The sequence below is a fragment of the Paraglaciecola sp. genome (assembly GCF_051252315.1).
Classification (GTDB): Bacteria; Pseudomonadota; Gammaproteobacteria; order Enterobacterales; family Alteromonadaceae; genus Paraglaciecola.
On sequence record NZ_JBPOFP010000022.1, the window covers coordinates 37,685 to 50,616 of the forward strand.

Genomic DNA, 12,932 nt, shown 5'->3' on the forward strand with positions numbered 1-12,932 from the left:
ATCTAACGCATAAATTGTCACCGTTAATAGTGACAAACATGACCAATTGGTCATTGTAACCTTATTTGTTAAAAATGCAGACTAATAACACAATTATTCATATTTTAATGCCTGAGCGGGGCTCACTTTTAACGCCCTGTATGCAGGATAAATACTCGCTAAGAAACATAATAACAATGAAATAAACACTAACATCACAACTTGTGTCCATTGCAAATCAACAGGTAAACCTTGTCCATTTGGCCCCAAAAACACAGGCACTCTAAATAGGGCCAATAGATTATTGATTTGACTCACTAACAACACTCCAGTGATCAAACCTATTAAGGTACCTTTTACGCCGTTGTATGCTCCATTAAACAAAAATATATTCATAATATTTCGTCTAGTCATGCCTTGAGTGAGTAAAATCGCAATATCCGGTTTTTTCTCTGAAACCACCATAACTAAAGCTGAAACAATATTAAAAGCCGCGACCGCTATAATTAACAACAACATCAAAGACATCATGTTTTTTTCCATCTTAACGGCATCAAACAAAGCGCCTTGTTGTTGTCTCCAACTTGTTGAGCTTAATCCCATCTTATTTAATGTTGTGACAACACTTTTATAGTCAAATGCATCTTGCAAAAACAGTCTGGTTTTAACCAATTCCTGATCTTTGTCTCGCAATAAACGTGTAGCATCATGGATGTTCATTAACACTACCTTGTCGTCTAAAGCAGAACTCATATCAAAAATGCCCTTAACAGTAAAAACTCTTTGGCTATACATCCTACCAAACGGACCAAAATAACTATTTTCAGAAGAAATTAATCGGGCTTTGTCACCTACCCTCAATTGCAGTTTTAGCGATAATGCTCTGCCAATAATAATTCCATAATCACCTTTAACTAAATCGCTTAATTTCCCTACCAACATATTTTGGCTAATGATGGACGACTTTTGCATCACTTCAGGTTCAATACCCTGAAACATGACGCCTTTTAATCCATAGCCAGATTGTATTAACCCTTCTGATTCTAAGTGTAAGGACGTCGACTCTACGCCAGGTAAACCACTCAGATTTTCTAAGTGACTGGGTTCTTTTTGATAAGTTTCTACCAAAATGTGAGAGGTAATACCTAAATTTCTAAGTTTTAGTTCCCCTTCAAAGCCATTCATCACAGCTAAGACTGTAATAAGTGACATCAACCCCAACGCAATACCTGCTACTGAAAAGAAATTTATAAATGCGATAAAGCTGCTGCCTTTAGACGCTTTCGCGTAACGTAAACCAATAAAAGCAGAAAGTGGATAAAACATGTAAAATGAGACTCTTAAGACGGTAAACAGTTAATAAATATATTTTTAACTATTGGTATACTATTGAATGTTAATGAATAATACGTGCTTGCTCGCGATCTCTCAAGGAAAGCAGATGTTAAAAGACCGGAGAATACATGGATAACTTAAGCCTAGATCAAAAACATGATCAATTTAGTGAATTTTTCATGATAAAACATGACATTCCAGTCAATCTTCGTGTAATGAATAGTCATTTTGAGTTACCAGCCATCGATGAATTACACAACCATATGCCTTATACTTTTCAAGTGGCGAGTGAACTGGCTGATATAGAAACAAAAGCACTCAGGCCGCTCCGAAACTTAGGCGAACATGCAAGTGAACTGGCTGAATTTTTAAACCACCAGTCTCGTAAAATAGATTTAATGATGTCATTAATCTTACAACAACAAGCGGATCCTGAAGAAAGGTTTCACTCTACTCAATTTGGTGGAGGTGGAATAACGGTTCAAACACAATCAGAAATTCAAACAAGTGCTACCGTTGAACTTAGAATATTTCTACGAGAAGAGGCCTCTGCCATATTTTGTTATGGTGAAGTTATCTCTTGTAAGCAGATTGAAGATAAGTACCATACATCACTCATTTTCACTCGTATTCGAGAAGAAGATCAAGATTTATTGGTTAAAGCCAGTCTTCATCTACAAGCAGCAAGTTTAAGAAAACGAAATAAAACTAAACTCAAAGACAACGAATAATTTTAATGACACTAAGTATTTTTGCTCCACCGTTACCGAATAACACCAACAAATTAAAAAATGATATACGCCACTGGGGAAACCTTCAGGGTAGTAGCACAGCCCTAGTTATCGCTAATGCAGCGCAAAACGCTGATGGACCAACATTATTGATCACAGCAGATACGCCTAGTGCCATTAAGTTAGAAAAAGAGCTCGATTTTTTTCTATCCGATCAATCCTTAGAAGTGCAATTATTTCCAGATTGGGAAACCCTGCCCTACGATAATTTCTCTCCTCATCAAGATATCGTATCCCAACGATTAGAAGCGTTATATCAGCTAACTCAAAACGAAAAGCGGGTATTCATCGTTCCAATCAATACACTCATGATGCGCATGGCGCCTGTCGACTATATTGGTAAATATTTACTCATATTAAAAATAAACCAAAAGTTAAACATTGATGACTTTAGGAGCGGATTAGAAAGAGCTGGATATCTGCATGTAAATCAAGTTATGAGTCACAGTGAATTTTCAATTCGTGGCAGTATTATTGATTTATATCCAATGGGAAGCCAACACCCTTATCGAATTGATTTATTTGACGACGAGATAGATAGCATTCGACATTTTGATCCTGAAACCCAACGTTCAGGTGACAAAATAAACGAAATTAAATTATTACCTGCAAGAGAGTTTCCAACAAATAAAGAAGCCACGACTTTATTTAGACAACAATACTTATCCAAGTTTGATGCGAATAATAGTAAAGAGTCTGTTTATTATCAGGTAGGAAAAGGACTCATGCCTGGCGGTATTGAATATTACCTGCCTTTATTTTTCGAAAAAACGGCCACCTTATTCGATTATTTAAATACTGACACGACCTTATTAATGTTCGGTGATTTAGCCAAAGCCCATGAGCATCATTGGAAAGATGTACATCATAGATACGAACAACTCAGGTATAACCTAGCTCGCCCCCTCATGCAGCCTGCGGATATTTATATTAGGGAAGAAGAATTATTTTCGGCCTTAAAAGTGTGGCCTCGAGTGCAAATTCAAGCCCATTCAACAGACAGCAAAGCGGGTCACTATAATTTCGCGACCGATAAAGTGGGTGAAGTAGCCTTAAAACCTCAAAATAAAGTCCCTTGGACATCTTTAAAACAACAAGTTTCTGAATGGCAAACCAGTAAAGTAAAAGTGCTTTTTAGTGCAGAGTCTGCTGGTAGACGTGAAGGTTTATTAGAAATTTTAACCAAAGCGAATATCAAACCTAAGGCCTTTGAAAACTTAAGTGATTTTATTACCAGTGCTGAACCAATCGGTATCACGGTTGGCCCTGCAGAGTTTAGTTTTTTAATCAAAGAATCAAAAACAAATATAGCTTTTATTACTGAAACCGAATTACTTGGCCATAAGATCAGTCATAGGCGAAAGAGAGATACACGAAAAGGCACTGATGAAACCGCCATCATTCGTAATTTGGCTGAACTGGCTATAGGCCAACCTGTGGTTCACTTTGATCATGGTGTTGGGCGTTATTTAGGACTACAAACCTTAGATGCGGGTGGCGTATCAACCGAATACCTCACCATTGAATATGCAAAAGAAGCGAAACTTTATGTACCTGTTGCTGCGTTGCATTTAATTAGCCGTTACAGTGGTGGTGACATCGATCACGCACCTTTACACCACCTAGGTAACGACACTTGGGCTAAAGCCAAGAAAAAGGCAGCTGAAAAAGTAAGAGACGTAGCCGCGCAACTGTTAGATGTGTACGCTAGGCGTGCAGCAAAACCCGGATACGCTTTTAAAATAGCATGGGATGAATATCAATCATTTAGTGACAGTTTTCCTTTTGAAGAAACACTCGATCAACAAAAAGCCATTAATGCCGTTATCCAAGATATGGGGTCAGCCAATGCCATGGATCGATTGGTATGTGGAGATGTAGGATTCGGTAAAACAGAAGTGGCTATGCGTGCTGCCTTTATTGCAGCCAATCAAGGTAAACAAGTCGCTATTCTTGTCCCAACAACCCTATTAGCCCATCAACATTTTGAGAATTTCAAGGAACGATTTGTCAATTGTCCTTTTAGGATTGAAGTGTTATCGCGATTTGTCAGTGCTAAAGATACCAAACAAATTATTAGTAATATTGATGAAGGTAAAGTTGACATAGTGGTGGGTACCCATACGCTACTTCAAGAAAAAATGAAGTTTAATGACTTAGGATTAGTCATCATTGATGAAGAACACAGGTTTGGCGTGCGCCAAAAAGAGAAGTTTAAAGCACTTCGTTCAGACGTAGATATTCTGACTCTGACTGCTACCCCTATTCCACGTACGTTAAATATGGCCTTAAGTGGTATGCGAGATCTCTCAATTATTGCTACACCACCGGCTAAACGTTTACCTATCAAAACCTTTGTTAAACAACGTAATAAAGACCTCATTCGAGAAGCAATCATGCGAGAAATATTGCGTGGTGGCCAAGTCTATTTTTTACACAATGAAGTAGATACCATTGAAAGAACGGCTGAAGAAATAAAGGAAGTTGTACCTGAAGCTCGTATCGTCATTGGTCACGGCCAAATGCGTGAAAGAGAATTAGAAAAAGTTATGTCTGATTTTAACCATCAGAGATTCAACGTTTTATTGTGTACCACTATCATCGAAACGGGCATAGACGTACCGTCAGCCAATACCATTGTTATGGACAGAGCAGATCACTTAGGATTAGCACAGCTTCACCAATTACGTGGTCGTGTAGGACGTTCACACCATCAAGCCTATGCTTATTTGTTAACTCCACATCCAAGACGTTTAACCAAAGACGCAGCAAAACGTCTAGACGCGATATCTTCATTAGAAGAACTAGGCGCAGGTTTTGCCCTTGCCTCACATGATCTAGAGATACGTGGTGCAGGAGAATTGTTAGGTGATGGTCAATCAGGGCAAATTTCCAGTATAGGATTTACCTTATACATGGATATGTTAGAGCAAGCCGTTGAAGCATTAAAACAAGGTAAAGAGCCAACATTAGACACAGCTTTGTCTGAACAAACAGACATTGATCTGCGTATTCCAGCGCTGATACCAGATGACTATATACATGACGTAAACACACGTTTGTCACTGTATAAAAAGCTAGCGGGTTGTAAAGATGAAAGGGCCATTAACGAATTACAAATAGAGATGATCGACCGATTTGGATTATTACCTCAAAACACAAAACATTTACTGGATATCGCACAATTAAAACTTAAAGCCAAAATGATTGGAATAACTAAAGCCGAAGGCACACCTAAGGGAGGCTTCATTGAGTTTTCTCAAGAAACAAAGATTAATCCAAGTTTCATTATTAAATTAATCCAATCTCAACCTAAAATATACAAGTTAGACGGCCCGCAAAAACTAAAATTTATCGTGCCTACTGAATCAGCCGCAGATAGACTGTCCTTGTTTAAAGATGTTCTTGATCAATTTAGTCAGCAGTTAAACGTTGCTTAGTGAGTAAAATACAAATATGTCATTGATAAATAATAAAAAACGTTTCATTACAAAAACACTCCTAGCAGTTACCTTGAGTACAAGTGTATTGGGAAATTCTGTTCTTTCACAAGAACAAGAATGGTGGTTCGACGTTGAAGTGATTTTATTTGATAGAAACCTAACACCTGATTCAGTGTCTGAAAAGTTTAAACAATCTAGCCTGTCTGCAGCCAATAGTCAGGCTACCGATTTGTTTACTCCCTATTTAACCCCTAATTTAGAATACATACGTGTAGGATTGCCATTTTGCCGACTCTCTAGAGTTCAGCAAGAAGAAGAAAAGTATCAGCAAGATTTTGCTTTTCCCGAACCTACTGACGAATCTTCTGAAAACACCGATGATGACAACGATAATTCTGACGACCTTGAGACGCCAACTGACGCTCTAGCTATCGAGGGTGAAGAAGCCCAAACAAATTCAACAAAAGACAGCTTTGAATACCAAGTGGTAAGCAATGATATTTTTGAAGATAAGGTTAAAACCCCTCCTACTGCAGCTGTTCAAGACAACCTGCGACAAGAGACCTCACCTATTGAGGTTCAAAGCACCAAAACTGAAGTTGAACTTTCTCCACTTTCTGAGCAAACAACGACAGAATTAGTGATAACTAAAGAGCCTGAACGCATTCTACAAGATCTCATTGAACCTGAATGGTTAGAGTGGCAAGCTCCTAAAGCTTATCCTTGTGTATATGCGGAACAAGTTGAACCATCGCTCTTAACTTTTGAACTCAATCAAGAAAGCTTAGAGATGGACCCGTTATTCACCATTGAAAACACTCCGGTGCAAATCCAAGGTGTTGAATGGCAAGAAAAACGTGGTGCATTTTTGTTACCTAATGACTTATTTCGTATGAATGATCTTTATCAAAGTATTAAAGACCAAAAAGACATTACCCCCATTTTACATTCTTCATGGCGTCAAAAAGTTACATTTGGAGAACAAAACGCTGAGGTATTTCGTTTATTTGCCGGCAAGAACTTTGCGACTGAATTTAATTCATTAGGTTTAAAGCACCCAGATAAGATTACAGATATCCCCCTTGCACTGACGAACGAAAATGAGAATTACATTCCAGCTGAAGAACGCCTTAACGCTTTTAGAACAGAGCTACAAGCTAATGCTTCGTTGCAACAAACAAATGCGACTTCCAATAGTGAACCAAATACTGCACCAATCCAAAGTATCTTTAATAAGATCAATCAAGCATTAATTTCTAATGAGCCTGTTTCTAATGATTTCCATGTCAACCAAACGCAAAGTAACGATACTGAAGTAGTCGCTGAAGAAACAAGCCAAATTTGGCAAATTGACGGCAATATAAAAGTCTATCTCAAAAATGTAGGGCGAGTCCCCTATTTGCACATCGACAGTAATTTAGATTACAGAACACCAGTATATGACAGTGACATAGAAGAATTCACACCGGAGAACTTGTTGGCCACAGACAAACTTGCGGCTCAACTTGGGAACATTGATGAAGTATCTCCCTCTTCTAATGAAATCAACACAGCTAACTTTTTACAAAGTGCAAACTTCAACCAACTTAGGCGTGTTATTAGTAAACAAGTTCACTATTTTGATCATCCACTATTTGGCATGATTGTTAGGATCCATCGATATAAATGGCCTAAAGTCGAAGAAGTAAGCCAAACGCCAGAATAACCATAAGCAAGTACGCCAAATTCTGGATAGGTAATATAAACAAAATGCTTAAAGTACGAGTATTTTAACTATACAATGCGCGCCAAAATATAAAGCTTAAATCACTTATATAAATCATTCACCTTATCGAGTAGTCAGATGAAAATATTTATTAACCTTATTCGTAACCTATTGGGCGGCATAATCGTACTGATAGACCTTATCACCCGAGGATTTCCTCTAAAAAGACCGATACAGGATCAAAAACAAATTGAACAAGAAGCGAAAGATTTGTCTCTTTACCAATTTTTTGCTTGCCCTTTCTGTATCAAAACCCGACGTGCAATGTATAAACTGAACTTACCTATAGCGAAAAGAAATGCGTCGTCAGGCTCTCCATTTCGGGATGAACTGTTAGCGGAAGGAGGCAAAATACAAACACCATGTTTGCGTATAGAAAAAGACGGAAAGGTTGAATGGTTGTATGAATCTTCTGAAATAATACGTTATTTACAACAACGATTTGCTTAATAAATGACTTAATATCTTAGTTAATTGACGGGGAAGATAAAGCCTCCCCGTCAATAATCTTACTTAAGCTCTAAAACTTCAATGGAGTTTAATTCAGGACCCCCGCCTTTATTACCACTTCCCATAGCAATGTACATTTTATTGCCAATTAAGGCAGCATTTGTACCATGTCGCCCTCGTTTTAACTTAGGCTCTTCTTGCCACTGTTTAGCATCTAATCCAAACGAAACTGTTCGGCTACTTGCTGGTTTCGGAGCGTGCTCACCACCGGCATAATATAAACGATTGTTATAAACAACAGCGCCAGCACCCGCAGTAGGTATCGACAATCTTGTTTTTAATGTTTTCCAAACATTTTCCTCAATGTCGTAAACATCTACTTTATCATTCACTTGGCGCATAAACGCACCAAACGCTTCAGGCTCATGATAGCTGCTGTTGCGACCGCCGAATGCTATTAACTTTTCATCTAAAATCGCTGCATTAGAGTGATCACGAATGTGAGGCGCATCAGTTAACTCCGTCCAAGTATTCGTTTTAGGATCAAATACATCCAACATATTGGATGTTCCACTTGTATGACCAAGCTTAATGCCACCAACGATGAAAACTTTTCCATTATGAACTGTAACACCCGCCCCTCCTCTGCGGCGTGGCAAAGGTATTTCAAAGCCTTGCGCCCATTGATCTTTCTCAGCGTCGTATTCCCAAACATGAGTGATAGGTTGCTCTTTTGGGTACTTGCCGGTTAACCCCGTAACAATCAGGATTTTACCATCAATAGAAACAGGGGTAATGTGATGCATTTCAAATGGTGTAGTGGCATTGTTTGTCCATGTCTTAGTCGCTGGATCAAATACATCGATAGGTTTCATACCTCGGCCACCAATTACAAATACTTTGTCCTGATGGGCAACAAGGCCGTTTTCATGCCTAGCTGTAGAATGTCCTTTTGCGTCTAACGTTTTCCATTGACCAGTAACCTGTAAACTAATAAAACATAAAGCTACTAAGGTTATTTTCTTAAAACTAATAGTGCGTATCATTTTAATCACTTCCCATTTACCAAGGTAATATCTCACCGTTTGAATGCCAAAAACTGCCAGAGTTTGACAAATTTAACTCTTCAATTCGTTGAACTAATCTAGTTACCGATTCGGTGGCAGAGATATCCCCGCCATAATTCACCATCTCTGTTTGCACATAACCTGGATGCAATAAAGCCACTGCTACACCTTGAGCTTTTAGATCATGGGCCAATGACACCCCAGCTATATTTAACGCAGCTTTTGACATTCGATATCCATAACGTCCACCAGAGGTGTTGTCTTCAACAGAGCCCATACGACTGGTAATCAATGCCACTTTGGCACCTGCATTTAATTGTTTACTGAGTAACTGTGTGACTAACACAGGTCCCAAGGCATTTACTCGGAATTGATATTCGATAGTAGCAGTATTAAAATTATCTAACGACTCGTCAGCTAATACACCAGCATTATTGATAAGCAAATCAATCGAGATATCACCTAAAGCAGGCAAACATTTTTCTAAACATTCTGGATTGCTTACATCCACTTTATCAATGACTTGTGCGCCCGTTTGGTTTAACTCGTCACTGCTATTGCGACACAAAGCAATAACCTTATTTCCCTTTGCTATGTACTGTTTTACAAACTCTAAACCAATGCCTCTATTTGCACCGGTTATCACGACAGTTGCCATAATTATTCCTTTGTACTTTTCATGAGTGTTAATAATCGTTCTAAATCTTCAGGTGTATCAATGCCAGGAGGAGGTGCCGTATTGGCAAGCTCTACATGGATTTTTTTTCCATGCCATAACACCCTAAGTTGTTCTAATGACTCTATCTGCTCCAACCCTGAAGGTGACATATTGACGTATTGGTTAATAAATCCAGCGCGGTAAGCGTAGATGCCAATGTGACGTAAATAAAAGTCACCAATTTCATCGATACTGTCTGCATCTAAAAAACGGGAACGGTCATAAGGAATAGTTGATCGAGAGAAATATAAGGCGTATCCCATTTTGTCTACTACAACCTTAACCGAGTTTGGATTAAAGGCTTCTTCCACATCTGTAATCTTTACCGCCAAAGTAGACATTTCAGCTTCTTGATGTGAATGTAAGTTCTGTGCGACTTGACGGATATTTTCTGCAGGGATATAGGGTTCATCTCCTTGCACGTTCACCACCAACTCATGGGCTAACATATCTTCCATTTCAACAACTTCAGCTAACCTTTCGGTACCTGATTCGTGATGCGCACCTGTCATGCAGTACCGGCCACCAAAGTCTCTCACGACCTTTGCAATACGCGCATCATCAGTCGCTACTATGACTTTACTCGCTCCAGACTCAATCGCCCTATCATATACATGCTGCACCATAGATTTGTCATTAATTAACACTAATGGTTTTCCAGGGAAACGTGTAGACGCATATCTCGCTGGAATGATCACATTAAACTGCATTTTATGATTCACTTTTTAGTAGTTTCTCTAATTCTTCACTATCCACATGTTTAGCTTCTGTCTCTAATAACACTGGGATATTTTCTTTAATGGGGTATACCAGTCGGTCAAATTTACATATCAATTGGGCTTGTTTAGGCTGATAGATCAACTTTCCTTTACACACCGGACACGCCACAATATCTAATAACTTTTTATCAAAGGCCATGTTATTCCCTACTTTTATTTTTTGAGTTTGCTACAACTGTTTTTAACAGCTGCAAAAATTGAGATTCGAATTGTTGAGTTAATTTTGCATTTACAGGCAGATACCACCAGTCATCATGGGCAAATGAGGTACATTTCACTGCGTCTTTTTCAGTCATTAACACTGTTTCTTGTGGCAAATCTTTTTCTGTAAATTGATGATGATCAATAAAATTCAGACAAGCCTTAAGTTTAACCTGCTTACTTTTTAATAAATCAAAAAAGCGTTGTGGATTACCTATGCCGGCAGCTGCTACAACAGGTGTTTTAATGTCATGTATCGACATACTTTTGTTTCGATGTTTAACGTTGATCAATCTGCCTGATTCCAAAGACATTAAATGTTCACCGTTAGTCACAGTTCCACCATTTAATACAACAAAATCAGCCTTTTCTAAGCGCCAATTCCCTTCACGTAAAGGGCCTGAGGGTAACAACAGCCCAGTTCCAGAACCTCGTTTTCCATCAACAACAACAATTTCTATATCCCTTTGCAGCGCATAATGTTGAAGACCATCATCACAAATAATGACATTGCAGTTATGAGAGCCCACAAGCTCTTTAGCACCACGAGATCTGATAGGATCAACAACCAGTGGGCTATTAATGTTCTGCCTCATTAAAACTGCTTCATCCCCTACTACGTTTGCAGGGCTATTAGCGTCAACCGACACCGGATAACTAGCGTTTTTACCACCATAACCTCGACTTAATACGCCAGGCCTGTAACCTTCTTGTTTTAGTCGATTAGCTAAATATACAACCAAAGGGGTTTTACCATTTCCACCTACACTTATATTCCCCACCACTATGACTGGTACTGGAACACGTGTAGAAGGCTTTATTTTTAGTGCAAACAGTGTGCGTCTAAGGCTTGATAATAACCAAAATATAAAAGTAAATGGCATTAACAGCACTATAATTGACCAATGAAACCAACTGGGTGAATACCACATTTTATCTATCCACTTCACTGACTTTGGGTCTCCTCTGAAAATTGCAAATTATGCAATTGAGAATAGGCTCCACCTAGAGAAAGTAAATGGTTATGATCACCCTGCTCAACAATTTTTCCATTATCCACCACCAAAATTTGATCGGCATTTTCTATCGTTGATAAACGATGCGCCACCACGATACTGGTACGGTTTTGTTGCAGTTTATCTAGTGCATCTTGTATTAATTTTTCAGACTCAGTATCTAAGGCAGACGTTGCCTCATCTAGAATTAAAATTGGCGCATCTAATAATAAAGCCCTAGCAATAGCTAAACGTTGCCTTTGTCCGCCAGATAACATAAATCCATTTTCACCTACAACCGTATCTAACCCATCCGGAAGTTGCTCTAGAAACTCTAATACATGGGCCGTTTTTGCCGCCTGCAGAATTTGTTCTCGGTCAACCTTATCAGCTGAACCATAAGCAATGTTATTAGCAATAGTATCGTTAAATAACACAACGTGTTGTGACACTAAAGCAAATTGACGGCGCAAGTCCTTTAAGGGAATGTCCTTAAGGCCTACATCATCTAACAATATTTGCCCTTGCTGATTATTATAAAAACGCGTTAGTAAACTTGAAATAGTAGATTTTCCACTTCCAGAACGCCCTACTAATGCAAAAGTTTGTCCGGGCTCAAGCTTAAAAGAAATATTTTGTAATGCCGGCTCATCTGTATTTGGATAACTAAAGGTCACCTGATTAAATTCTATTTTCCCATTAGCACGGTTGAGGTTATTTGTGCCTTTATCTTCTTCTATGTTTTGATCTAGTACTTCAAATATACTGGCGCAAGCTGCCATGCCCTTTTGAAATTCACTATTTACTGTTGTGAGTTGTTTTAATGGTTTTAACAAAGCCACCATAGACACAAATATGCCTACCAGTACGCCCGGGGTTAATCCTTCAACAAGTCCTGGATAACTTGCCACTAACAACACAAATGCTAATGCCACTGAAGCGATAACCTGAATAGAAGACACACTTAAAATCCGAGCCACAATCAACTTCATATTTTGCTGACGGTTATTATTATTCTTTTCAAAAAAACTATCATTTTCTAACTTTTGACCACCAAACATTAAAACGACTTTATGGCCTTTTAATACTTGTTCAACAGAAGAAGTTAATCCCCCCATCGCTTCTTGGATCTTCTTACTGACCTTCCTAAACCTTTTGCTGACATAAGAAACAATCACGGCTACCAAAGGCCCAATAAGAATAAAGATAAGGGATAACTGCCAGGATTTTAAGAACATAGAACCCAATAAAAATACTACGAACGCCCCATCTCTAACGAGTATCAACAATGCTTTTCCTGCTGCATGTGAGACTTGTTCTGTATCGTAGGTTACTTTTGAAATAAGTTGGCCAGTACCGTGACTATCATGGAACGCCACGGGTAAATGAATATATTTTTGGAATAATTG

11 protein-coding genes are annotated in these 12,932 nt (G+C 38.6%); 4 read left to right on the forward strand and 7 right to left on the reverse strand.

What is annotated here, in order from left to right:
• Positions 1-93: 93 nt before the first annotated feature.
• Complete coding sequence (locus ACSHXM_RS06440) at positions 94-1,305, reverse strand: lipoprotein-releasing ABC transporter permease subunit (RefSeq protein WP_435687920.1); 1,212 nt, start codon at positions 1,303-1,305, stop codon at positions 94-96.
• A gap of 137 nt (positions 1,306-1,442) precedes the next feature.
• On the opposite strand from ACSHXM_RS06440, the gene ACSHXM_RS06445 reads away from it, so the two are divergent.
• From ACSHXM_RS06445 to ACSHXM_RS06460, 4 genes are all read left to right on the forward strand, one after another.
• Positions 1,443-2,045 (forward strand): PilZ domain-containing protein, encoded by a 603-nt coding sequence (locus ACSHXM_RS06445; protein ID WP_435687921.1) that lies wholly within the window; start codon positions 1,443-1,445, stop codon positions 2,043-2,045.
• Positions 2,046-2,050: 5 nt separating this feature from the next.
• Positions 2,051-5,545, forward strand: a complete 3,495-nt coding sequence (gene mfd / locus ACSHXM_RS06450; protein WP_435687922.1) for a transcription-repair coupling factor — start codon at positions 2,051-2,053, stop codon at positions 5,543-5,545.
• 73 nt (positions 5,546-5,618) lie between these two features.
• Positions 5,619-7,253, forward strand: a complete 1,635-nt coding sequence (locus ACSHXM_RS06455; RefSeq protein WP_435687923.1) for a CsiV family protein — start codon at positions 5,619-5,621, stop codon at positions 7,251-7,253.
• A gap of 138 nt (positions 7,254-7,391) precedes the next feature.
• A complete protein-coding gene (locus ACSHXM_RS06460; protein ID WP_435687924.1) occupies positions 7,392-7,763 on the forward strand; it encodes a glutathione S-transferase N-terminal domain-containing protein in 372 nt (123 codons plus the stop codon).
• Between the two features lie 59 nt (positions 7,764-7,822).
• Here the strand turns inward: ACSHXM_RS06460 and ACSHXM_RS06465 are convergent, their stop codons facing one another.
• The 6 genes from ACSHXM_RS06465 to msbA form a co-directional block, all read right to left on the reverse strand.
• The gene (locus ACSHXM_RS06465; RefSeq protein ID WP_435687925.1) at positions 7,823-8,809 is read right to left on the reverse strand and encodes a Kelch repeat-containing protein; all 987 of its coding nucleotides are present in this window, start codon (positions 8,807-8,809) and stop codon (positions 7,823-7,825) included.
• Between the two features lie 16 nt (positions 8,810-8,825).
• A complete protein-coding gene (locus ACSHXM_RS06470; RefSeq protein WP_435687926.1) occupies positions 8,826-9,488 on the reverse strand; it encodes an SDR family oxidoreductase in 663 nt (220 codons plus the stop codon).
• A gap of 2 nt (positions 9,489-9,490) precedes the next feature.
• Positions 9,491-10,258, reverse strand: a complete 768-nt coding sequence (gene kdsB / locus ACSHXM_RS06475) for a 3-deoxy-manno-octulosonate cytidylyltransferase (RefSeq protein ID WP_435687927.1) — start codon at positions 10,256-10,258, stop codon at positions 9,491-9,493.
• A gap of 1 nt (position 10,259) precedes the next feature.
• Complete coding sequence (locus ACSHXM_RS06480) at positions 10,260-10,466, reverse strand: Trm112 family protein (RefSeq protein ID WP_435687928.1); 207 nt, start codon at positions 10,464-10,466, stop codon at positions 10,260-10,262.
• A 1-nt stretch (position 10,467) separates the two neighbouring features.
• Entirely contained in the window at positions 10,468-11,478 is a 1,011-nt protein-coding gene (lpxK, locus tag ACSHXM_RS06485) for a tetraacyldisaccharide 4'-kinase (protein WP_435687929.1), read from the reverse strand.
• A partial coding sequence (gene msbA, locus ACSHXM_RS06490) for a lipid A export permease/ATP-binding protein MsbA (protein ID WP_435687930.1) occupies positions 11,475-12,932 on the reverse strand: 1,458 nt, incomplete at its 5' end. The genes msbA and lpxK, both read right to left, overlap by 4 nt.

Coding starts and splice junctions, on each gene's coding strand:
- ACSHXM_RS06460 (WP_435687924.1), top strand. CDS start 7,392: ATGAAAATATTTATTAACCTTATTCGTAACCTATTGGGCGGCATAATC.
- ACSHXM_RS06440 (WP_435687920.1), bottom strand. CDS start 1,305: ATGTTTTATCCACTTTCTGCTTTTATTGGTTTACGTTACGCGAAAGCG.
- ACSHXM_RS06470 (WP_435687926.1), bottom strand. CDS start 9,488: ATGGCAACTGTCGTGATAACCGGTGCAAATAGAGGCATTGGTTTAGAG.
- ACSHXM_RS06445 (WP_435687921.1), top strand. CDS start 1,443: ATGGATAACTTAAGCCTAGATCAAAAACATGATCAATTTAGTGAATTT.
- kdsB (WP_435687927.1), bottom strand. CDS start 10,258: ATGCAGTTTAATGTGATCATTCCAGCGAGATATGCGTCTACACGTTTC.
- ACSHXM_RS06480 (WP_435687928.1), bottom strand. CDS start 10,466: ATGGCCTTTGATAAAAAGTTATTAGATATTGTGGCGTGTCCGGTGTGT.
- ACSHXM_RS06465 (WP_435687925.1), bottom strand. CDS start 8,809: ATGATACGCACTATTAGTTTTAAGAAAATAACCTTAGTAGCTTTATGT.
- mfd (WP_435687922.1), top strand. CDS start 2,051: ATGACACTAAGTATTTTTGCTCCACCGTTACCGAATAACACCAACAAA.